At 64.5% G+C, this 20,890-nt stretch carries 20 protein-coding genes and 1 tRNA gene; 13 read left to right on the top strand and 8 right to left on the bottom strand.

Annotated features, from left to right (window positions below; genetic code table 11):
• Positions 1-80: 80 nt before the first annotated feature.
• From FFS49_RS15905 to FFS49_RS15895, 3 genes are all read right to left on the bottom strand, one after another.
• Positions 81-1,373 (bottom strand): HlyC/CorC family transporter, encoded by a 1,293-nt coding sequence (locus FFS49_RS15905; protein WP_171026768.1) that lies wholly within the window; start codon positions 1,371-1,373, stop codon positions 81-83.
• A gap of 141 nt (positions 1,374-1,514) precedes the next feature.
• Positions 1,515-1,591, bottom strand: a tRNA-Pro gene (locus FFS49_RS15900).
• A 149-nt stretch (positions 1,592-1,740) separates the two neighbouring features.
• Positions 1,741-2,736, bottom strand: a complete 996-nt coding sequence (locus FFS49_RS15895; protein WP_011544516.1) for a polyprenyl synthetase family protein — start codon at positions 2,734-2,736, stop codon at positions 1,741-1,743.
• Between the two features lie 210 nt (positions 2,737-2,946).
• On the opposite strand from FFS49_RS15895, the gene rplU reads away from it, so the two are divergent.
• From rplU to proB, 4 genes are all read left to right on the top strand, one after another.
• Positions 2,947-3,258: a 50S ribosomal protein L21 gene (gene rplU, locus FFS49_RS15890; protein WP_006025184.1), complete on the top strand. Its 312-nt coding sequence runs from the start codon at positions 2,947-2,949 to the stop codon at positions 3,256-3,258.
• A 24-nt stretch (positions 3,259-3,282) separates the two neighbouring features.
• Positions 3,283-3,546 carry a 50S ribosomal protein L27 gene (rpmA, locus tag FFS49_RS15885; protein ID WP_006476999.1) on the top strand — a complete coding sequence of 88 codons (264 nt, stop codon included), beginning with the start codon at positions 3,283-3,285 and terminating at the stop codon, positions 3,544-3,546.
• Between the two features lie 188 nt (positions 3,547-3,734).
• Positions 3,735-4,847, top strand: a complete 1,113-nt coding sequence (obgE, locus tag FFS49_RS15880) for a GTPase ObgE (protein WP_039353096.1) — start codon at positions 3,735-3,737, stop codon at positions 4,845-4,847.
• 90 nt (positions 4,848-4,937) lie between these two features.
• A complete protein-coding gene (proB, locus tag FFS49_RS15875; RefSeq protein ID WP_039353092.1) occupies positions 4,938-6,056 on the top strand; it encodes a glutamate 5-kinase in 1,119 nt (372 codons plus the stop codon).
• A gap of 95 nt (positions 6,057-6,151) precedes the next feature.
• On the opposite strand, the gene FFS49_RS15870 is transcribed toward proB, so the two are convergent.
• Together FFS49_RS15870 and FFS49_RS15865 are read right to left on the bottom strand one after the other, a co-directional pair.
• A complete protein-coding gene (locus FFS49_RS15870; RefSeq protein WP_039353089.1) occupies positions 6,152-6,760 on the bottom strand; it encodes a CNP1-like family protein in 609 nt (202 codons plus the stop codon).
• Between the two features lie 13 nt (positions 6,761-6,773).
• Complete coding sequence (locus FFS49_RS15865) at positions 6,774-7,421, bottom strand: RNA pyrophosphohydrolase (protein ID WP_039353086.1); 648 nt, start codon at positions 7,419-7,421, stop codon at positions 6,774-6,776.
• A gap of 218 nt (positions 7,422-7,639) precedes the next feature.
• On the opposite strand from FFS49_RS15865, the gene FFS49_RS15855 reads away from it, so the two are divergent.
• On the top strand, positions 7,640-9,376 hold the full coding sequence (locus FFS49_RS15855) for a proline--tRNA ligase (protein WP_039353083.1): 1,737 nt from the start codon (positions 7,640-7,642) through the stop codon (positions 9,374-9,376).
• A 21-nt stretch (positions 9,377-9,397) separates the two neighbouring features.
• The gene (locus FFS49_RS15850; RefSeq protein ID WP_011350864.1) at positions 9,398-10,000 is read left to right on the top strand and encodes a MarC family protein; all 603 of its coding nucleotides are present in this window, start codon (positions 9,398-9,400) and stop codon (positions 9,998-10,000) included.
• A gap of 93 nt (positions 10,001-10,093) precedes the next feature.
• Here FFS49_RS15850 and FFS49_RS15845 read toward each other — a convergent pair whose 3' ends face one another.
• Both FFS49_RS15845 and ffh read right to left on the bottom strand, forming a co-directional pair.
• A complete protein-coding gene (locus FFS49_RS15845; RefSeq protein WP_039353080.1) occupies positions 10,094-10,645 on the bottom strand; it encodes a hypoxanthine-guanine phosphoribosyltransferase in 552 nt (183 codons plus the stop codon).
• 94 nt (positions 10,646-10,739) lie between these two features.
• Entirely contained in the window at positions 10,740-12,107 is a 1,368-nt protein-coding gene (gene ffh, locus FFS49_RS15840) for a signal recognition particle protein (RefSeq protein WP_021159890.1), read from the bottom strand.
• A gap of 89 nt (positions 12,108-12,196) precedes the next feature.
• Here ffh and ccsA point away from each other — a divergent pair, with 89 nt between their 5' ends.
• The 7 genes from ccsA (at position 12,197) to FFS49_RS15800 (ending at position 20,169) form a co-directional block, all read left to right on the top strand.
• Positions 12,197-13,090, top strand: coding sequence for a cytochrome c biogenesis protein CcsA (gene ccsA, locus FFS49_RS15835; protein WP_011350867.1), 894 nt, complete (start codon positions 12,197-12,199; stop codon positions 13,088-13,090).
• Positions 13,091-13,103: 13 nt separating this feature from the next.
• Positions 13,104-13,421 carry a PP0621 family protein gene (locus tag FFS49_RS15830; RefSeq protein ID WP_039353065.1) on the top strand — a complete coding sequence of 106 codons (318 nt, stop codon included), beginning with the start codon at positions 13,104-13,106 and terminating at the stop codon, positions 13,419-13,421.
• Positions 13,418-14,008 carry a 1,6-anhydro-N-acetylmuramyl-L-alanine amidase AmpD gene (ampD, locus tag FFS49_RS15825; protein ID WP_137909742.1) on the top strand — a complete coding sequence of 197 codons (591 nt, stop codon included), beginning with the start codon at positions 13,418-13,420 and terminating at the stop codon, positions 14,006-14,008. Before FFS49_RS15830 ends, ampD begins: the two co-directional genes overlap by 4 nt.
• Positions 14,009-14,459: 451 nt before the next feature.
• Positions 14,460-17,453: a ribonucleoside-diphosphate reductase subunit alpha gene (locus FFS49_RS15820; RefSeq protein ID WP_039353060.1), complete on the top strand. Its 2,994-nt coding sequence runs from the start codon at positions 14,460-14,462 to the stop codon at positions 17,451-17,453.
• 365 nt (positions 17,454-17,818) lie between these two features.
• A complete protein-coding gene (locus FFS49_RS15810; protein ID WP_039353057.1) occupies positions 17,819-19,030 on the top strand; it encodes a ribonucleotide-diphosphate reductase subunit beta in 1,212 nt (403 codons plus the stop codon).
• An 82-nt stretch (positions 19,031-19,112) separates the two neighbouring features.
• Positions 19,113-19,439 carry a hypothetical protein gene (locus FFS49_RS15805; protein WP_076841698.1) on the top strand — a complete coding sequence of 109 codons (327 nt, stop codon included), beginning with the start codon at positions 19,113-19,115 and terminating at the stop codon, positions 19,437-19,439.
• A 28-nt stretch (positions 19,440-19,467) separates the two neighbouring features.
• Positions 19,468-20,169, top strand: a complete 702-nt coding sequence (locus tag FFS49_RS15800) for a histone H1-like DNA-binding protein (protein ID WP_089439185.1) — start codon at positions 19,468-19,470, stop codon at positions 20,167-20,169.
• A 244-nt stretch (positions 20,170-20,413) separates the two neighbouring features.
• Here the strand turns inward: FFS49_RS15800 and FFS49_RS15795 are convergent, their stop codons facing one another.
• Positions 20,414-20,887 (bottom strand): glycine zipper 2TM domain-containing protein, encoded by a 474-nt coding sequence (locus FFS49_RS15795; RefSeq protein WP_021161893.1) that lies wholly within the window; start codon positions 20,885-20,887, stop codon positions 20,414-20,416.
• Positions 20,888-20,890 lie beyond the last annotated feature (3 nt).

Here is a 20,890-nt window from a genome sequence, read left to right as displayed (position 1 = left end):
AGCCGGCACGCTGGCCGCCTGTTGACCGTGACCAGCAGATGGTCGCGCGTCGCGGGCGGCGCCGGCAGTCGGCCGTTCGGCTAGCGCCTGGTGGCGCGCGCGGTGCGCGAGCCGCGCGGCTTGAAGAGCTTGACGGTGCGCACGGCCTGATCGTCGCTGCGCATCACCTCGAGCATCACGTCGCCGATTTTCAGGCACACGTCGTCTTCCGGAATTTCCTCGAGGATTTCGAGCACCAGGCCGTTCAGCGTCTTCGGCCCGTCGGTAGGCAGCTTCAGGTGCAGCCAGCGATTCAGTTCGCGCAGCGGCATGCTTGCCGAGACGATGCATTCGCCGTTCTCGTCCCAGCCGCCCGCGCGTTCGCTGCGCGGCATCGACGTCGTGAATTCGCCGATCAGCTCCTCGATGATGTCTTCGGGCGTGACGAGCCCTTCGAGCTCGCCGTACTCGTTGACGACGAGCGCGGTCCGCTGCCGCGTTTCCTGGAAAAACTGGAGCTGCTGCACCACCGGCGTGCCGGACGGCACGTAGTACGGTTCGGCGAGCAGCGTGCGCAGCGTCTCGCGGTCGAACTCCTGGTTGTGCAGCGCGGTCAGCGTCTTGCGGACGTGCAGCACGCCGAGCACCTTGTCGATGTCGCCTTCGTAGACGACGAGCCGGTTGTGATAGCAGGTCTCGAGCTGGTGCAGGACGTCGTCGAGCGGCGCGTAGAAGTTGAGCGACTCGATCTGTCGGCGCGGCACCATCACGTCGTCGACCGTGATGTTCTCCAGGTCGAACAGGTTGAGCAGGATGCTGCGGTGCTTGGTCGGCATGAAACTGCTCGACTCGAGCACGATGGCGCGCAGCTCGTCAGCCGACATTCGCTGGTCGCGACCCTTCTTCGTGTTGATGCGCAGCACCCACAGCACGCCGTTCGCGAGTGCGTTGACGAACCAGACGACGGGCTTGAACACGCGCATCAGCGGCGCGATCACGAGGCTTGCGGGCAGCGCGATGCGTTCGGGGAACGTCGCGCCGACGATTTTCGGCGCGATTTCGGCGAACACGATGATCAGGAAAGCGACGATGCCGGTCGCGATCGACAGCGCGACGTTGTTGCGGCCGAACGTATGCAGCGCGAGCGACGTGGTCAGGACCGGGATGATCGTGTTGAACAGGTTGTTGCCGATCAGGATCACGCTGAGCAGCAGGTCAGTGCGCGTGAGCAGCCCTTGCGTGGTCTTCGCGCCGAGTGCGCCCTGGCTGGCGAGATGCTTCAGCCGATGGCGGTTGAGCGCCATCATCGCGGTCTCGGAAATCGAAAAGAAGCTGGAACAGAGGAGAAGCAGGAAGACGGCGCCGATTTGCGCCCATAAGGGAATTTGGTCCACGCGTTGGAAGGGCAGTGAAGGACTGGGATGGAAGGAATATAGCAGAGGCCGGCGACCGCGATGTGTCGTGCGAGACACAAGGGGCCCGCGGCGGCCGGGCAAAAAAAAAACCGTGCACGAAGTGCACGGTTTTTTCAAATCTGGTCGGGGTGAGAGGATTCGAACCTCCGGCCTCTACGTCCCGAACGTAGCGCTCTACCAGGCTAAGCTACACCCCGATTTTTGCTCTTCGGACTTCGCCGTCTTCGTTAAGAATCGCTGCGTCGTCACAAGCAAGAACGTAACTATAACGATGTTTTTTCTAAAAGGGAATACTTTGATGAAGAAAATTTTCGAGACAAGGTATCGCTTCGCGTTCGCGGCGTGTTTACGACTGCCGCGACGTCGAGTATGAGCACAACCCGAGCAGGCTTTCCTTGTAGATCGAATCGGGGAACGCGGCAATCGCAGCGGCTGCCGCCTGCGCTTCCTGGCGTGCGCATTCGAGCGTGTGATCGAGCGCACCCGAACGCGTGATCGCTTCGAAAATCGTGTCGAAGCGATCGGTGCCGCCCTGTTCGATCGCCTCGCGTGCGAGCGCCGACTGTTCGGGCGTGCCGCGTTCGATCAGATAGATGAGCGGCAGCGTCGGCTTGCCTTCGCGCAGGTCGTCGCCGGCATTCTTGCCCATTGCCTCGGCCGTGCCCGCATAGTCGAGCCAGTCGTCCATGATCTGGAACGCGGTGCCGATCCGGCGGCCGTATTCGGCGGCGGCGGCCTCGGTCGGCGCATCGGCGCCCGCGAGCACCGCGCCCAGGCGTGCCGACGCCTCGAACAGCTTGGCCGTCTTGTAGCGGATCACCTGCATGTAGCGCGTTTCGTCGACGTCCGCGTCGTGCATGTTGAGGAGCTGCAGCACCTCGCCTTCCGAAATGATCGTCGTCGCTTCGGACAGGATCTCCATCACGCGCATCTTGCCGACGCCGACCATCATCTCGAACGAGCGCGAGTAGAGGTAGTCGCCTACCAGCACGCTCGCCGCGTTGCCGAACAGCGCATTGGCGGTCTGGCGGCCGCGGCGCAGCTCGGATTCGTCGACGACGTCGTCATGCAGCAGCGTGGCCGTGTGGATGAACTCGACGACGGCGGCCAGCACGTGCCGCTGGTGCGACGTCTCGCCGAGCGCGCCGGCGACGAGCAGCAGCAATGCCGGACGCAGCCGCTTGCCGCCCGCGCCGATGATGTACTCGGCGATCTGGTTGATCAGCAGCACATCGGACGCGAGGCTTTGCCGGATAACGCGATTCACCTGCTCCATGTCGCTGGTGATCGGAGCGAGCAGGTGGGCGGCGCTGAGGGTGGGGGAGGCGGTGGACGACGACATGATGATGGAATTGGGTGATGCGGCGGATTATAAGTCGAATCCGCGATATGCCGGTCTGTCAGACGTACCAGCGGCGCGATTTTGGCCGTCCGGCAGAGGCCCGCGCGCGGCAATCGTCGATCGGCTTTGACTTGGGTGCTAAGCCCATGTATAATCACGTGTTTTCCGCGCGTGGTGTGCGGGAAAATTGGATCCAGAGTGAGGTTCTCAATGTACGCGGTCATAAAAACCGGCGGCAAGCAGTACAAGGTTGCCGTTGGCGAAAAACTCAAAGTAGAACAGATACCGGCTGACATTGACGCTGAAATCACGCTCGACCAGGTTCTCGCAGTGGGCGAAGGCGAATCGATTAAGTTCGGTACGCCGCTGGTCAGTGGGGCTTCCGTCAAGGCCACCGTTGTGTCGCACGGTCGTCATGCCAAGGTCACCATCTTCAAGATGCGTCGCCGGAAGCACTACCAAAAGCACGGCGGCCACCGCCAGAACTACACTGAGCTGCGCATCGACGCGATCAACGCGTAAGCGCCTCGGTAAAGGAGCAATCAGATGGCACACAAAAAGGCAGGCGGCTCTTCCCGGAACGGCCGCGACTCCGAGTCGAAACGTCTCGGCGTGAAAGTGTACGGCGGCCAGGCAATCAATGCCGGCGGCATCATCGTGCGTCAGCGCGGTACGCGCATGCACGCAGGCGAGAACGTCGGCATGGGCAAGGATCACACCTTGTTCGCGCTGGTCGACGGTCACGTCAAGTTCGCGACGAAGGGCGCGGACAAGAAGCATCTGGTCATCGTTGTCCCGGCGGCTGCCTAAGTTCAGGCACCCACGGGCTTCGTAGCCGAAAGGCCCCGCAGTCTTCGCGGGGCCTTTTTTTATTTGGCCGCCGGGCGCGTGTGCGTTCGGGCGGCCATCGCGCAACCGGCGTACGATCGGCCGAACGGCAGATTGTTCAAGCGCGCCGGCGCGCGGCACAATAGCGGAAATACTGGGCGGAGTGACGAATGAAGTTCATTGACGAAGCACGAATCGAAGTCATCGCCGGCGACGGAGGCGATGGCAGTGCGTCGATGCGCCGCGAGAAATTCGTCCCGTTCGGCGGGCCGGACGGCGGCGACGGCGGCCGGGGCGGTAGCGTATACGCGATTGCCGACCGCAACATCAACACGCTGATCGACTACCGTTACGCGAAGAAGCACCTGGCGCGCAACGGCGAAAACGGGCGCGGATCGGATTGCTACGGCAAGGGCGGTGACGACGTCACGCTGCGCATGCCGGTCGGCACGATCATCAGCGACATGGATACCGGCGAGCTGATCGCCGACCTGACCGAGCACGACCAGCAGGTGATGCTTGCCCAGGGCGGCGCCGGCGGGCTCGGCAACCTGCATTTCAAGTCGAGCACGAACCGTGCGCCGCGCCAGAAGACGGACGGCAAGCCCGGCGAGCGCCGCATGCTGAAGCTCGAGCTGAAGGTGCTCGCCGACGTCGGCCTGCTCGGCATGCCGAACGCAGGCAAGTCGACGTTCATCTCGTCGGTGTCGAACGCGCGGCCGAAGATTGCCGACTACCCGTTCACGACGCTTGCGCCGAATCTCGGCGTGGTGCGCGTCGGTCCGAGCAAGAGCTTCGTGATCGCCGACATCCCGGGGCTGATCGAGGGCGCCGCCGAAGGCGCGGGCCTCGGCCATCAGTTCCTGCGTCACCTGCAGCGCACCGGCGTGCTGCTGCATCTGGTCGATCTCGCGCCGTTCGACGAAAGCGTCGATCCGGTGGCGGAAGCGACGGCGATCGTCGGCGAGCTGCGCAAGTACGACGAGGCGCTCTACGAGAAGCCGCGCTGGCTCGTGCTCAACAAGCTCGACATGGTGCCGGAGGACGAACGCAAGGCACGGGTCGAGGATTTCCTCGAGCGCTTCGAGTGGGACGGCCCCGTGTTCGAGATCTCGGCACTGACGGGCCAGGGTTGTGAAGCGCTGTGCTACGCGATCTACGACTACCTCTCCGAGCATTCGGACGCGCATCGCGCCGCGGAGGCGGAAGATCTCGCGGCAGACGTGCGGTTCCGCGATGCGCCGCCTGCCAAGGGCGACGCAGCGCCGGGCGACGACGCCTGAGCGATTCCGGAACGCGCCGGGCATGCCGCCCGGCGCCGGCGTTCAATCGCGCCCGGTCGGAAAGGCAGCAGATACAGGAGACAGTGCAGGATGCGTTCGATCATCGCGGATTCGAAGCGATTGGTGGTGAAGGTGGGCTCCAGCCTCGTGACCAACGACGGCAAGGGGCTCGATCATGCGGCAATCGGCCGTTGGGCGGCTCAGATCGCCGCACTGCGCGCCCAGGGCAAGGAAGTCGTGCTCGTCAGTTCGGGCGCGATTGCCGAAGGGATGCAGCGGCTCGGCTGGAGCAAGCGACCGCGGGAAATCGACGAGTTGCAGGCTGCAGCCGCAGTCGGCCAGATGGGGCTCGCGCAGGTCTATGAAAGCCGCTTCACCGAGCACGACATCCGCACCGCGCAGATCCTGCTGACGCATGCCGACCTGGCGGACCGCGAGCGTTACCTGAATGCGCGTTCGACGATGCTGACGCTGTTGCGACTTGGCGTCGTGCCGATCATCAACGAGAACGACACGGTCGTCACCGACGAAATCAAGTTCGGCGACAACGACACGCTCGGCGCGCTCGTTGCAAACCTGATCGAAGGCGATGCCCTGATCATCCTGACCGACCAGTCGGGGCTGTTCACGGCCGATCCGCGCAAGGACCCGAACGCGACGCTCGTTGCGGAAGCCAATGCAGGCGCGCCGGAACTCGAGGCGATGGCCGGCGGCGCGGGCTCGAGCCTCGGCCGTGGCGGGATGTTGACGAAGATCCTCGCGGCGAAGCGCGCCGCGCACAGCGGCGCGAACACCGTGATCGCGAGCGGCCGGGAGGCCGACGTGCTCGTGCGTCTGGCGGCCGGTGAGGCGATCGGCACGCAACTGATCGCACGTACCGCGCGGATGGCGGCGCGCAAGCAGTGGATGGCCGACCATCTTCAGGTGCGCGGCCATGTCGTGATCGATGCGGGCGCGGTCGAGAAGCTGACGGCCGGCGGCAAGAGCCTGCTGCCGATCGGCGTGATCGACGTGCAGGGCGCGTTCGCGCGCGGCGAAGTCATCGCATGTGTCGGCCCCGACGGGCGCGAAGTGGCGCGCGGGCTCACGAACTACAGCAGTGCGGAGACGAAGCTGATTCACCGCAAGCCGAGTGGTGAGATCGAATCCGTGCTCGGTTACATGCTGGAGCCGGAATTGATCCATCGCGACAACCTGGTGCTGGTGTGACCATTCGAGCCGGTTCCGGCCGTCAAACGAAAAAGCCCGCGCGTGATGCGGGCTTTTTCATGCGACGAACGGGGCGCGGCGGGTGCCGCGCCCCGTCAGCGCAACTGGCTCATCGCGGTGCGGTGAAACCGGATGTTCTCCAGGATCTGCGCGGTCGAGCCCTGCGGCATCTTGTTCGCGCAGAAGTAGTCCTGATAGAGCGCCGAATGGTAGGCATTCAGCTCGCCGTTCTCGATGCGCCGCCAGTCGTTCTCGACGGTGCGGTCCCAGCCGTCGTGTTCCGAATTCAGGCCGGCATACTGGCGCCATTCGTAGGTGTCGCAGCGGATGCCTTCGTAGTTCACGTTGCGCGCGCCGGCCGGGCTCGTGATGACGACCGCGTAGCGCACGACGCCATCGGTGCCGACCGCGAGCGACTTCGCGTCGACGAAGAACTTGAGCGGCGTGTTCTGCGATACGTTGAACGGCAGGAGGTCGCCCGTCTGCGGCAGCGGCGGCAGCGAGTCGACCGTGTTTTCCTTCCACGTGCCCTGGCGGTCCAGCAGATACACGAACTCGCTGTCATCCTTGTTGGTGGGTGTCTTCGAATTGGCGCAACCTGCCAGCGTGGCGACCGCGGCAATCGATGCGAGCGCGAGAGCAATCGCTTTCAATATGCATTCCTCGTAAAAAAAGGGCGCGACACCAAGGTCGCGCCCGGTCATGCAGTTCGATTCGTCATTTGCCGACGATCACGTGGGGCGGCATCTCGTCGAGCGTGCCCGCTTCCACTTCGATCTCCGAACAGACTACCGATGTGTCGACAATCGTCAGCGTCTGCTGGGCCTCTACGCCAATGACGCGCGGATAGCGCGACAGACGCGGCCCACGCGGCTTCTCGGCTCGCTGCGCCGGGCGGCGCAGGAAGCGCGACAGTTCCGTCAGCGCCAACTGATAGACATCCCGCTTGAACTCGATCACCGCATCGAGCGGCACCCAGTACTCGTTCCAGCGCCACGCATCGAACTCCGGGTGGTCGGTCGCGCGCAAGCAAATGTCGCAATCGCGTCCAACCATCCGCAGCAGGAACCAGATCTGCTTCTGGCCGCGGTAATGACCGCGTACTTCGCGTTTAATGAACTTGTCAGGCACCTCATAACGCAACCAGTCGCGTGTGCGGCCGATTATCTTGACGTGTTCCGGATGCAGGCCTGTTTCCTCGTGCAGTTCCCGGTACATCGCCTGCATGGGGGTCTCGCCGTACTTGATCCCACCTTGAGGAAACTGCCAGGAATGCTCGCGGAGCCGCTTGCCCCAAAACACCTCGTTGCGCGCGTTCAAGAGGATGATGCCGACGTTCGGGCGAAAGCCTTCACGATCCAGCATACAACCACCTTCGAATCCTTTAAAATTGCTTTGATTATAAACAGATAACGGGCGCTGCGCACCGTGACGGAGCGAATCCGCGCGGGGCACACCGGCTGAATTGTCCCTGATTAGTCTGCTACGTCATCTGCGCCATCGTTGTCCGTCGCGCGCAGCTTTTTCACCTTGAAACTTTTTCGGGCGCCCCGCCTGGGGGCGCCGTTTTTGGAACCGTCCGCATGAAAGCTTCCCGTTTCTTTATCGGCACCCTGAAAGAAGCACCGGCCGACGCAGAGATCGTCAGCCACAAGCTGATGGTGCGCGCCGGCATGATCCGTCGCGTCGCCGGCGGCATCTATAACTACCTGCCGGTCGGCCTGCGTTCGATTCGCAAGGTCGAGGCGATCGTGCGCGAGGAAATGAACCGGGCGGGCGCCATCGAGCTGCTGATGCCGGCCGTGCAACCCGCCGAACTGTGGCAGGAATCGGGCCGCTGGGAGCAGTACGGCCCCGAGCTGCTGCGCTTCAAGGACCGCAAGGACAACGACTTCGTGATCGGGCCGACGCACGAGGAAGTCATTACCGACATCGCGCGCAACCAGATCAAGAGCTACCGGCAGATGCCGGTGAACTTCTACCAGATCCAGACGAAGTTCCGCGACGAGATCCGTCCGCGCTTCGGCGTGATGCGCGGCCGCGAATTCATCATGAAGGACGCATACTCGTTCGACAAGGATGCGGCCGGCCTGAACGAGTCGTATCGCAAGATGTACGACGCGTACGTGCGCATCTTCACGCGCCTCGGCCTCGAGTTCCGTGCGGTCGCGGCCGACAGCGGCTCGATCGGCGGCAACTTCTCGCACGAATTCCACGTGATCGCGGACACCGGTGAAGACGCGATCGCATACTGCCCGACGTCCGAATTCGCGGCGAACATCGAGGCGGCCGAAGCGCTGCCGCTGACGCCTAAGCGCGCGGCGCCGGCCGAAGCGATGGCGAAGGTCGCGACGCCCGGCAAGGCGAAGTGCGAAGCCGTCGCCGAGCTGCTGGCCATCCCGCTCGAGCGCACGATCAAGTCGATCGTGCTCGCGACCGACAACGAAGGCGCCGAGCCGACCATCTGGCTCGTGATGCTGCGCGGCGATCACGACCTGAACGAGATCAAGGTGTCGAAGCTGCCGGGCCTGAAGAACCACCGCTTCGCGACCGAGCAGGAAATCGTCGAGTGGTTCGGCACGCCGCCGGGCTATCTCGGCCCGGTCGGCACGAAGAAGCCGGTGAAGGTGATCGCGGACCGCACGGTCGCGAACATGAGCGACTTCGTCGTCGGTGCGAACGAGGTCGACTATCACATCGCGGGCGTGAACTGGGGCCGCGACCTGCCGGAGCCGGACGTCGCCGACGTGCGCAACGTGAAGAAGGGCGACCCGTCGCCGGACGGCAAGGGCGTGATCGACATCTGCCGCGGTATCGAGGTCGGCCACGTGTTCCAGCTCGGCACCAAGTATTCGGAAGCGATGGGTGCGACGTTCCTCGACGAGTCGGGCAAGCCGCAGCCGATGCTGATGGGCTGCTACGGCGTCGGCGTCACGCGCATTCTCGGCGCGGCGATCGAACAGAACTTCGACGACCGCGGCATCATCTGGCCCGAGTCGATCGCGCCGTTCGAAGTCGTGCTGTGCCCGATGGGCTATGACCGCAGCGACATGGTGCGCGAGACCGCCGACAAGCTGTACGCGGAACTCGTCGCAGCCGGCATCGACGTGATCCTCGACGATCGCGGCGAGCGCCCGGGCGTGATGTTCGCCGACTGGGAACTGATCGGCGTGCCGCATCGCCTCGTGATCGGCGAGCGCGGCCTGAAGGAAGGCAAGATCGAGTATCAGGGCCGCCGCGACGCCGAAGCGACGCTGCTGCCGGCGGATGCGGCTGCGGCGACGGTCGCGGAGAAGATCCGCGCCGCGCTCGCGCGCTAAGCGCACCGACCGGGGAACGCGGTGGAATACACCTTCCTGTCGGCCACCGTGCTCCTGGTGCTGATCACCGATCCGCTCGGCAACATCCCGCTGTTCATTTCGGCGATGCGGGATGTGCCGCGCGAGCGGCGCGTGAAGCTGATCCTGCGCGAAGTGGGGATCGCGTTCGTGATCCTGCTGTTCTTCATGCTGGTCGGCGACCGCTTCCTGCGGATGATGAGCCTCACCGACCTGTCGCTGCGGCTCGGCGGCGGCATCGTGCTGTTCCTGATCGCGCTGCGGATGATCTTCCCGCATCCGGACGGCGCGCTCGGCAACGATCCGCGCGCAGGCGGCGAGCCGTTCATCGTGCCGCTCGCGATTCCGGCGCTCGCCGGGCCGTCCGCGCTCGCGACGGTGATGCTGCTGACGTCGCAGGGGCCTGGCAAGATGCTCGAGTGGGTCGGCGCGCTGACGGTCACGATGATCGTCTGCGCGGTGACGCTGGTGCTGGCCGAGCGGATCCAGCAATGGATCGGCGAGCGGACCGTCGCGGCATTCGAGCGGCTGATGGGCCTCGTGCTCGTCGCGATTTCGGTCGAGATGATGCTGGGCGGCGTCCGCGCGTTCGTGCACCAGCTGTAGGGCGCAGGCGGCGCACACGCAAGCTGCCAAAAAAAGCGGCGCTCCGGGAAACCGGAGCGCCGCTGTCTATTTATATAGTGCGGAGCGGGGCGCTCAGACGTTCGCGGTCAGCGCGCGGATCGTCGGCAGGTTGCGCCAGTAGCCTTTCGCGTCCATCCCGCAGCCGAACACGTAGCGGTCCGGCACCGAGAAGCCGCAGAAGTCGGGGTGCAGCGGCTTGGCCTTCGCGAGCGTCTTCTCGCACAGCACGGCCGACATGAAGCGCTTGGCGCCCATGTCGAGGATGCGGTCGCGGATCGCGGCCATCGTCTCGCCTTCGTCGAGGATGTCGTCGAGCACGAGCACGATCCGGTCCTTCACCGATTCGCGCGGCGCGACGCGCCAGTGCATTTCCGGGCTGCCCTGCGTCGTGTTGCGGTAGCGGGTCAGGTGGATGTAATCGAATTCCAGCGGGAAATCGAGATGCGGCAGCAGCATCCCGGTAAACACCGCGGCGCCGCCCATCACCGAGAGAACGAGCGGGAACGCGTCGCCGATCTCGGCGCGGATCGCGTCGGCCATCTTGGAGATCGACGCGTTGACGGCGTCCGCCGAGACGATCTCTTCGGAGTGGTTGAAAATGTGGAGGGCTTCTTCGCGGTTCATGTGTTCTGGCGGGCAGTCGGTATACAAATAAGAATGAAGCAGAACGGCGGGCGCGCGCTACAGCAAAAACCCGCGCGCCGGCCGATGGGCGGAATCAGCGCATGCCGGGCATCATGCCCTTCAGGCCGCGCATCATCTTCTGCATGTTGCCGCCCTTCAGCTTCTTCATCATCGTACGCATCTGATCGTACTGGTTCAGCATCCGGTTGACTTCCTGCACCGGCACGCCCGCGCCGGCTGCAATGCGGCGCTTGCGCGTCGCCTTGATGATCTCGGGTTTCGCGCGCTCGGCCGGCGTCATCGAGCTGATGATGCCTTCCATCCGGCGGATCGACTTCTCGGCCTGGCCCATGTCGGCGCCGGCCGCCGCCTGCTGGAACTGCGCAGGGAGTTTGTCCATCAGCGACGACAGGCCGCCCATGTTCTTCATCTGCGAGATCTGCGCGCGGAAATCGTTCAGGTCGAAGTCGCCGCCTTTCTTGACCTTGTCGGCGAGCTTCTGCGCGGCCTGCACGTCGACACCGCGCTGCGCCTCCTCGACGAGCGCGAGGATGTCGCCCATGCCGAGGATCCGGTTCGCCATCCGGTCGGGGTGGAACACCTCGAGGCCGTCGAGCTTCTCGGCCACGCCGACGAACTTGATCGGCTTGCCCGTGACGTGACGCACCGACAGCGCGGCGCCGCCGCGCGAATCGCCGTCGAGCTTGGTCAGCACGACGCCGGTGAGCGGCAGCGTGTCGTTGAACGCCTTCGCGGTGTTGACCGCGTCCTGGCCGAGCATCGCGTCGACGACGAACAGCGTTTCGGCCGGCTTCAGCGTGCCGTGCAGCGCGGCGATTTCCTGCATCATCGCCTCGTCGATGCCGAGGCGGCCGGCCGTATCGACGATCAGCACGTCATGGTAGTGGCGCTTCGCCCAGTCGACGGCCGCGACCGCGATGTCGACGGGTTTCTGATCCGGCGTGGACGGGAAGAAGTCGGCGCCGACCTGTTCGCTCACCGTTTTCAGCTGCATGATCGCGGCCGGGCGATACACGTCGCACGACACGGTCAGCACCTTTTTCTTGTACTTCTCGCGCAGCAGCTTCGCGAGCTTGCCGGCGGTCGTGGTCTTGCCCGCGCCCTGCAGGCCGGCCATCAGGATCACGGCGGGCGGCGTGACCGCGAGGTTCAGCTCGGCGGCCTTGCCTTCGTAGTCGCCGCCGATCACGGCGGTCAGTTCCTTCTGGACCACGCCGACCAGCGCCTGACCCGGCGACAGGCTGCTGATCACTTCTTCGCCGAGCGCCTTTTCCTTGACCTTGGCGATGAATTCGCGGACGACCGGCAGCGAAACGTCGGCCTCCAGCAGGGCGAGACGCACCTCTCGGAGCATCTCCTGCGTGTTCGCCTCGGTAAGCCGGGCCTCGCCGCGCAGCGTCTTGACGACGCGCGCCATCCGTTGAGTGAGATTGTCGAGCATGGGGAGCGATGGACAGTGGGGCCCGAAGGCGCGGCGGAACCGAACAAAGGGAGCCGTCGCGGGAAGGGGGCCTAGTGTAAACTTCGAACATGGATATTGTACTGTATGCCCTCACCGCATTCCTGTACGGCGGCCTCGCCGTCGCAGGCTGGCGCACGCACCGCCAGGGCGCGACGCCGCTCGTCGCGAGCGTGCCGGCCGTGCCGGTTCCCGCGTCGGCCGCGTCCGGGATGAGCGGGGCCGGCCGCGCGCTGCTGTTCGCCGCGCTGGTCGCGCATGGCGTGCTGCTCCACACGACGATCTTTCCGAACGATGCGATGGTGTTCGGCTTCGCGTTTGCGCTGTCCGCGATGTTCTGGCTCGGCGCCGGCATCTACTGGATCGAGAGCTTCTTCTTCCCGCTCGACAGCCTGCGCCTGCTGGTATTGCCGCTCGCGTGCGGCGCGTCGCTGCTGCCGCTCGTGTTCGGCGGCGTGCGGGTGCTTCCTTATGCCGCAGCGCCGCTGTTCAAGCTGCATTTCCTGATCGCAAACATCGCATACGGCCTGTTCGCGATCGCGGCGCTGCACGCGATCCTGATGCTGATGGTCGAGCGGCGCCTGCAGTCGCTGAGGAGCGGCGGGCGCGACGGCTCGACGGGCTGGATCGCGAGCTGGCTCGAGACGCTGCCGCCACTGCTCACGCTCGAGAAGCTGCTGTTCCGCCTGATCGGCGCCGGCTTCGTGCTGCTCACGCTGACGCTCGCCTCGGGCATCCTGTTCAGCGAGCAGGTCGACGCGCGCGCGCTGCGGCTCGACCACAAGACGGTATTCGCGATCCTGTCGTGGCTGATGTTCGGCGGCCTGCTGGTCGCCCGCAAGACGTCGGGCTGGCGTGGCCGTGGTGCCGCGCGCTGGGTGCTCGTGTCGTTCGCCGCGCTGCTGCTCGCGTATGTCGGCAGCCGGTTCGTTTTCGAGGTGCTGCTGCACCGTTCCGTGGTTTGAACGCAGGTTTCCGATGCGACAGATTCTTCTCCTGATTCTTCTCTTCTTCGCGGGTTCGTGGATCGCGCGCAAGCTGCGCCAGGCCCAGGAGCACGCGCAGGCGCGCACCGGCCGCGGCGCCGGTTACGACGGTACGCCCGGCGCCGGCGGCGCGGGTTCGGGGCGCCCGAACGGCGACGCGCGGGCGTTGCCCGAGCCGATGGTGCGCTGTGCCGAATGCGGCGTGCATGCGCCGAAGGGCGACGCCGTCGCCGCGGGCGGCGAATACTTCTGCAGTGCCGAGCACGCGCAGCGCCACGCCGCGCGTACGAGCGGTCAAGACGCACGATGAGCGACGCGCGGTTGCTGTCAGTTGACTCGGACGGCTGGGTGCGCGAAGCGCGCCATGCGCCGTCGCCGAACTTCGAGGTGCGGCCCGCAGGTGCGGTGCCGACGCTCGTGGTCGTCCACAACATCAGCCTGCCGCCCGGCGAATTCGGCGGTGACGCGATCGAGGCGCTGTTCCTGAATCGTCTCGACTGCGATGCGCACCCCTTTTACCAGAGCCACCTGCGCGACGTGCGCGTGTCCGCGCACTTCCTGATCCGCCGCAACGGCGAACTCGTGCAGTTCGTGTCGTGCGACGAGCGCGCGTGGCATGCGGGCTCGTCCGAGTTCTTCGGCCGGGCGCGCTGCAATGATTTCTCGATCGGCATCGAGCTCGAAGGCGCGGACGACGTGCCGTTCGACGACGCGCAGTATGCGACGCTCGCGGCGCTCTCCCGCGCGCTCGCCGCTCGCTACCCGGTCGACGCATTCGCGGGGCACTCGGACGTCGCGCCGGGCCGCAAGACCGACCCGGGCCCGCATTTCGATTGGCAACGCTTCGCGAGCGATGCCGGTTTTTCCGCCGAATACTTTCCTTTCCGTCAGCACTGATCGCGGGGTTTTTTGACCGGAGAAAGTTTTTTCTCCGACCAATGCCTTGCCGTGTCTGCGCGTGAGCGATGTCAAGACCTCCATCGCAAATTATCCGTTTGGACGTCCTCCGAATGTCCACTATACTTGGTGCCAGTTGAGCAGTTCCGCACTAGATATAGTGTGTGTCGCAGGGGAAACCCGAGCGGCACCGGCCGGCGGGCAACGCCGGCGGACAGGGTTCTCAGGGCGGCGCGTCAGGCCGGGCGGTCCGGGCGTCGCAATCAGCGCAGCGAACATCGACGGGGCAGGGTACACATGACGAAGCACACGACCGGATCGGTTGTCGCGCATCGACCGAACCGGCTTCCCCGGCGCATCGCTCGCCTCTTACCGCTCGCGCACCGCGTTGCGCAGCGTTCGTTTTAATCCGCGGTTCTCTCCGCACCATCCAACACCAGGAGCTTTGCACATGCAAACCACCGACAACGCGACGTCCCAGTACGAGAGCGCCTCGAGCCGTCCGCTCGGCGGGACCGAACAGGGCGCGAAGGCGCTCGCGCCGCAGGCCACGTTCGCCGACTACAAGGTGATCCGCCGCAACGGCAGCGTCGTCTCGTTCGAACCTTCGAAGATCGCGATTGCGGTGACCAAGGCTTTCCTGGCCGTCAATGGCGGGCAGGGCGCGGCATCGGCGCGCGTCCGCGAGCAGGTCGAGCAACTGACGCACAACGTTGTGCGCGCGCTCGTGCGCAGCCGCCCGAACGGCGGTACGTTCCATATCGAAGACATCCAGGATCAGGTCGAACTCGCGCTGATGCGCGGCGGCGAGCACAACGTCGCGCGTGCGTACGTGCTGTATCGCGAGAAGCGTCACCTCGAGCGCCAGCATGCGGGCGAGGAAGCAGCGGCAGCCGGCGGCGAGGCGAGCACCGGCATCAACGTCGTCGACAACGGTGTCACGCGTCCGCTCGACCTGAACGCGCTGCGCGCGCTGATCGTGTCGGCATGCGACGGCCTCGGCGCTGCGGTTAACCCTGACCCGATCGTCGCCGAAACGGTGAAGAACCTGTACGACGGCGTGCCGATGAGCCAGGTCTACGACTCGGCGATCCTGGCTGCGCGCACGATGATCGAAAAGGATCCGGCATACAGCCAGGTCACGTCGCGCATCCTGCTGCACACGATCCGTCGCGAGATTCTCGGCGAGGAAGTGGTCCAGGCCGAGATGTCGACCCGTTACGCGGAATACTTCCCGCAGTTCCTGAAGCGCGGCGTCGACGCCGGCCTGCTCGACGACAAGCTGCTGCAGTTCGACCTGAAGCGCCTCGGCGAAGCGCTCGACGCGAACCGCGACCTGCAGTTCGGCTACCTCGGCCTGCAGACGCTGTACGACCGCTACTTCCTGCACGTCGAGGGCACCCGCATCGAAATGCCGCAGGCATTCTTCATGCGCGTCGCGATGGGCCTGTCGCTGAACGAGATCGACCGCGAAACGCGTGCGATCGAGTTCTACAACGTGCTGTCCAGCTTCGACTTCATGAGCTCGACGCCGACGCTGTTCAACTCGGGCACGCACCGCTCGCAGCTGTCGTCGTGCTACCTGACGACCGTCGCGGACGATCTCGACGGCATCTATGAAGCGCTGAAGGAAAACGCGCTGCTGTCGAAGTTCGCCGGCGGCCTGGGCAACGACTGGACGCGCGTGCGTGCACTCGGCTCGCATATCAAGGGCACGAACGGCAAGTCGCAAGGCGTGGTCCCGTTCCTGAAGGTCGTCAACGACACGGCCGTCGCGGTCAACCAGGGCGGCAAGCGCAAGGGCGCGGTCTGCGCGTACCTCGAATCGTGGCACCTCGACATCGAGGAGTTCCTGGAGCTGCGCAAGAACACGGGCGACGATCGCCGCCGTACGCACGACATGAACACGGCGAACTGGATTCCCGACCTGTTCATGAAGCGCGTGATGGAAGGCGCCGACTGGACGCTGTTCTCGCCGTCGACCTGCCCGGACCTGCACGACAAGTTCGGCGCGGAATTCGAGGCGGCTTACACGGCTTACGAAGACAAGGTCGCGCGCGGCGAGATCAAGCTGTTCAAGAAGATCCCGGCGCAGCAACTCTGGCGCAAGATGCTCGGCATGCTGTTCGAGACGGGCCACCCGTGGATCACGTTCAAGGATCCGTGCAACGTGCGCTCGCCGCAGCAGCACGTCGGCGTCGTCCACTCGTCGAACCTGTGCACGGAAATCACGCTGAACACGAGCGACACCGAAATCGCGGTGTGCAACCTCGGCTCGGTGAACCTCGTCGCCCACCTGGTGAAGCAGGCCGACGGCAGCTACGCGCTCGACCACGACAAGCTGAAGCGCACGATCAGCGTCGCGATGCGCATGCTCGACAACGTGATCGACATCAACTACTACGCGGTGCCGAAGGCGCGTAACTCGAACCTGAAGCACCGTCCGGTCGGCCTGGGCATCATGGGCTTCCAGGACTGCCTGCACCTGCTGCGCACGCCGTACGCGTCGGAAGCGGCGGTCGAGTTCGCCGATCGTTCGATGGAAGCGGTCTGCTACTACGCGTACTACGCGTCGACCGAGCTGGCCGAAGAGCGCGGCCGCTACTCGAGCTACCGCGGCTCGCTGTGGGATCGCGGCATCCTCCCGCAGGACACGCTGAAGCTGCTGACGGAAGCACGCGGCGGCTACGTCGAGGTCGACACCTCCGAATCGCTCGACTGGACGTCGCTGCGTTCGCGGATCGCCTCGCACGGCATGCGCAACTCGAACTGCGTCGCGATCGCGCCGACGGCGACGATCTCGAACATCATCGGCGTGTCGGCCTGTATCGAGCCGACCTTCCAGAACCTGTACGTGAAGTCGAACCTGTCGGGCGAATTCACGGTGGTGAACGAGTACCTGGTGCGCGACCTGAAGGAACGCGGCCTGTGGGACGAAGTGATGGTCGCCGACCTGAAGTACTTCGACGGCATGCTGTCGCGCATCGACCGCATCCCGGCCGACCTCCGCGCGATCTACGCGACCGCGTTCGAAGTCGACCCGACGTGGCTGGTCGAAGCGGCATCGCGTCGCCAGAAGTGGATCGACCAGGCGCAGTCGCTGAACATCTACATGGGCGGCGCGTCGGGCAAGAAGCTCGACGAGGTCTACAAGCTCGCATGGCTGCGTGGCCTGAAGACGACCTACTACCTCCGCACGATGGCGGCGACGCACGTCGAGAAGTCGACGGTCGCACACGGCGCGCTGAACGCCGTGCCGACGAGCGGCGGTTCGAGCAGCGGCGGCGCGCAAGGCGCGGCTGGCGGCTTCGGTGCGGCAGGCGGCGATGCGTCGTCGGGCGCGGTCAACGCGGCACCGGCACTCGCACCGGTCGAGGCAGATGGTCCGGTGTGCACGATGCGTCCGGGCGATCCTGGCTTCGACGAATGCGAAGCGTGCCAGTAACGCGGTGCGCCTGACCTGAGAAGCAGGTCAGCGCGGCGCACACGACGACCGATCGAGGTTGAAGTGTGCGCCGCTCTCAACTAAAAAAATGATAAGGAATCTGTAACGCGGCACCTGCGTTGCAGGCAGTGACAAGCGGTCGAAACATCCCCGACGACGTCGCGTTTCGATCAGCGTTCGATGCGTCGAGCGCACCTCGCGATACACGCGCGACACACGTCGCGCGCTGCATGAACGACGATGCGTTGCTCAAAGTGTTGTATCGAGGTCGCAACGCGAATCGAAAAAAGGATTTTTCGTGAGCGAACCCTTTTATCGCTCAGGAAAAGATGGTACAAACCGTTCTAAATTGATGGTGAGAATTTATGCTCAACTGGGATGAAGAGAAGACTGCCGTAACTCCCGCGAGCGGAGCGCAGCAAAACGCGATGCGCACCTCCGCAGGAACGGCTGTCGGACTGCAGGCTGCAACGCCTGCCGCCCATCAGGTCCGCGACATTTTCGAAGGCGATCTTGCGGTGCCCCCGCAAGCATCGGCTGTTCCCGCCGGCGGTTCGGAAGCGCGGGTCAATGTCGCCGACAAGCGCATCATCAACGGCCAGACTGACGTCAATCAGCTGGTGCCGTTCAAGTACAAGTGGGCGTGGGAAAAGTATCTGGCCGGTTGCGCGAACCACTGGATGCCGCAGGAAATCAACATGTCCCGCGACATCGCCCTGTGGAAGGACCCGAACGGTCTGACCGAGGACGAGCGCCGCATCGTGAAGCGCAACCTCGGCTTCTTCGTGACGGCCGATTCGCTCGCGGCGAACAACATCGTGCTCGGCACGTACCGCCACATCACGGCGCCCGAGTGCCGGCAGTTCCTGCTGCGCCAGGCGTTCGAAGAGGCGATCCACACGCACGCGTACCAATACATTGTCGAATCGCTCGGTCTCGACGAAGGCGAGATCTTCAACGCGTACCACGAGGTCACGTCGATCCGCGCGAAGGACGAATTCCTGATTCCGTTCATCCACACGCTGACGGATCCGGCCTTCAAGACCGGCACGCTCGAAGCGGATCAGAAGCTGCTGAAGTCGCTGATCGTGTTCGCCTGCATCATGGAAGGCCTGTTCTTCTACGTCGGGTTTACGCAGATCCTCGCACTCGGCCGCCAGAACAAGATGACGGGTGCTGCAGAGCAATATCAGTACATCCTGCGCGACGAGTCGATGCACTGCAACTTCGGCATCGACCTGATCAACCAGATCAAGCTCGAGAATCCGCATCTCTGGACCGCCGAATTCCGCGCCGAGATCCGCGAGCTGTTCAAGCAGGCTGTCGAACTCGAATACCGCTACGCCGAGGACACGATGCCGCGCGGCGTGCTGGGTCTGAACGCGTCGATGTTCAAGAGCTATCTGCGCTTCATCAGCAACCGTCGTTGCCAGCAGATCGGCCTCGATCCGCTGTACCCGAACGAGGAAAACCCGTTCCCGTGGATGAGCGAGATGATCGACCTGAAGAAGGAACGCAACTTCTTCGAGACGCGTGTGATCGAGTATCAGACGGGTGGTGCGCTGTCCTGGGAATAACCCGCAGCAGCGAACCCGTCACATGATGGAACAGCCGGCGGCCTCTCGGCCCCGGCTCAAGGTTTAGGAGCAAGAACGCCTGATGCAAAGCATGCCCGGTGCCTTAACGGCACGACGACACGACAGGCACTTTGCGAACCCTTCAGTGGGATGGGCAAACTTCCCTCCGGAAAAAGCGGACGGCCGTGTGGCGGTCCGCTTGATCAAGCGATTAGGGGTAGCGGCGCGAGGTGCGCCGGCTACCGACTTGATTTGGCGCGCGAGGCCGGGTGGCCACGCGCGCCATACCGTATTCATTAGCGTAAGCGCGTGGTATCCGCGTACGCCGATGAATAGCCCGCTTCGAAGCGCACGTCCTGAACAGCGTCCGCGGGAAGCGGGTTTTGACGAAGGGTGTAGTTTGAACTGACTCTCATCTGAACCTGAAGGAGAACAACATGGCACTTGCCAAGAAGAAACCGGCTGCAAAGAAGGCCGCAGTGAAGAAGGTCGCTGCGAAGAAGGCTGCTGCTCCGGCGAAGAAGGCCGCTGCAGTGAAGAAGGTTGCTGCGAAGAAGGTCGCGGTGAAGAAGGTTGCCGCGAAGAAGGCAGCGCCGGCCAAGAAGGCAGCAGTGAAGAAGGTTGCTGCGAAGAAGGTCGCAACGAAGAAGGTTGCTGCCAAGAAGGTCGCAGTGAAGAAGGTTGCCGCGAAGAAGGCAGCGCCGGCCAAGAAGGCCGCAGCGAAGAAGGTTGCAGCCAAGAAAGTCGCAGTGAAGAAGGTTGCTGCGAAGAAGGCCGCACCGGCTAAGAAGGCTGCTGCGAAGAAGGCCGCGCCGGCTAAGAAGGCTGCTGCGAAGAAGGCTGCGCCTGCGAAGAAGGCTGCCGCGAAGAAGGCTGCGCCTGCTGCGAAGAAGGCTGCCCCTGCGAAGAAGGCCGCTGCTCCCGCGAAGAAGGCTGCCGCTGCTGCTCCGGCTGCCGCTCCGGCTCCGGCGAAGAAGGCCGCCGCTCCGAAGAAGGCTGCTGCTCCGAAGAAGGCCGTCGTGAAGAAGGCTGCGCCGGCAACGACCGCGTCGACCGCATCGGTTGCGCCGGCATCGGGCGTGAAGACCGCGCTCAACCCGGCAGCAGCATGGCCGTTCCCGACCGGCAGCCGTCCGTAATCGAGGCTGACCTGCACCACCCGGACACTCACGTGGTGTCCGTGGGTTGAGTAGCGCTACTCAATCAGTCCCGCCATCTGGCTCAGGTGGCGGGATTTTTTTTCGTCCGTCCTCGCCGATGTGCCGGGTGCCGGCATACCTGGCGCCCGTATGGAGGCTGCGGCGATTACGGACGAAAAAAAAACGCATGTGCAGCTTCGCACATGCGTTCGACCGCGGCTTGCGCCGCGTGCTGAGGTACCTGTTAGTGCGTGACGCGCGTGACGCCGCCGCTCGACAGCAGTCGCACGCGTTCGCCGGCGCGGAACGCTTCGCCGCTTGCCGCCTGCGTGATCGAGCGCAGATCGCCGTTGTCGAGGCGCACGGTGATTTCGACACCGTTCGCCGTGCTGAGGTTTTCGCCGACCGCGTTGCCCGCGACCGCGCCGACGAGGCCGCCGGCGATCGCGGTCAGGATCGACCCCTTGCCGCCGCCGATTGCGCTGCCTGCCACTGCGCCGAGTGCGCCGCCGCCGAGCGTGCCGATCGCGCTGCCGCCGCCGTCGGACTGGATGCGTACCGCGCGGACGCTTTCGACCGTTCCCATGCGAACCGTCTGTTCGCGCTGCGCCTGGCCGACGCTATAGACATCCGCCGAACCGGGTGCGGTGAAGCAGCCGGTGAGCGTCAGCGAGGCCGTCAGCATGGCCGCGAGCGTGAGGGTCTTTTTCGTCAACATCTT

It is taken from the genome of Burkholderia sp. 4NA327C6 (assembly GCF_005502655.1).
Taxonomy (GTDB): domain Bacteria; phylum Pseudomonadota; class Gammaproteobacteria; order Burkholderiales; family Burkholderiaceae; genus Burkholderia; species Burkholderia contaminans.
Note: the sequence above shows the minus strand (reverse complement) of the source record. Positions and strands in the feature narration are given on the sequence as shown.

Excerpts from the sequence above, each read along its gene's own strand:
- FFS49_RS15865 (WP_039353086.1), bottom strand. The coding sequence starts at position 7,421 with ATGCTGGATCGTGAAGGCTTTCGCCCGAACGTCGGCATCATCCTCTTG.
- FFS49_RS15820 (WP_039353060.1), top strand. The coding sequence starts at position 14,460 with ATGCAAACCACCGACAACGCGACGTCCCAGTACGAGAGCGCCTCGAGC.
- rplU (WP_006025184.1), top strand. The coding sequence starts at position 2,947 with ATGTACGCGGTCATAAAAACCGGCGGCAAGCAGTACAAGGTTGCCGTT.
- ffh (WP_021159890.1), bottom strand. The coding sequence starts at position 12,107 with ATGCTCGACAATCTCACTCAACGGATGGCGCGCGTCGTCAAGACGCTG.
- FFS49_RS15895 (WP_011544516.1), bottom strand. The coding sequence starts at position 2,736 with ATGTCGTCGTCCACCGCCTCCCCCACCCTCAGCGCCGCCCACCTGCTC.
- FFS49_RS15870 (WP_039353089.1), bottom strand. The coding sequence starts at position 6,760 with ATGACCGGGCGCGACCTTGGTGTCGCGCCCTTTTTTTACGAGGAATGC.
- FFS49_RS15845 (WP_039353080.1), bottom strand. The coding sequence starts at position 10,645 with ATGAACCGCGAAGAAGCCCTCCACATTTTCAACCACTCCGAAGAGATC.
- obgE (WP_039353096.1), top strand. The coding sequence starts at position 3,735 with ATGAAGTTCATTGACGAAGCACGAATCGAAGTCATCGCCGGCGACGGA.
- FFS49_RS15830 (WP_039353065.1), top strand. The coding sequence starts at position 13,104 with ATGCGACAGATTCTTCTCCTGATTCTTCTCTTCTTCGCGGGTTCGTGG.
- ampD (WP_137909742.1), top strand. The coding sequence starts at position 13,418 with ATGAGCGACGCGCGGTTGCTGTCAGTTGACTCGGACGGCTGGGTGCGC.
- FFS49_RS15855 (WP_039353083.1), top strand. The coding sequence starts at position 7,640 with ATGAAAGCTTCCCGTTTCTTTATCGGCACCCTGAAAGAAGCACCGGCC.
- rpmA (WP_006476999.1), top strand. The coding sequence starts at position 3,283 with ATGGCACACAAAAAGGCAGGCGGCTCTTCCCGGAACGGCCGCGACTCC.
- FFS49_RS15800 (WP_089439185.1), top strand. The coding sequence starts at position 19,468 with ATGGCACTTGCCAAGAAGAAACCGGCTGCAAAGAAGGCCGCAGTGAAG.
- ccsA (WP_011350867.1), top strand. The coding sequence starts at position 12,197 with ATGGATATTGTACTGTATGCCCTCACCGCATTCCTGTACGGCGGCCTC.
- proB (WP_039353092.1), top strand. The coding sequence starts at position 4,938 with ATGCGTTCGATCATCGCGGATTCGAAGCGATTGGTGGTGAAGGTGGGC.
- FFS49_RS15795 (WP_021161893.1), bottom strand. The coding sequence starts at position 20,887 with ATGTTGACGAAAAAGACCCTCACGCTCGCGGCCATGCTGACGGCCTCG.
- FFS49_RS15810 (WP_039353057.1), top strand. The coding sequence starts at position 17,819 with ATGCTCAACTGGGATGAAGAGAAGACTGCCGTAACTCCCGCGAGCGGA.
- FFS49_RS15805 (WP_076841698.1), top strand. The coding sequence starts at position 19,113 with ATGCAAAGCATGCCCGGTGCCTTAACGGCACGACGACACGACAGGCAC.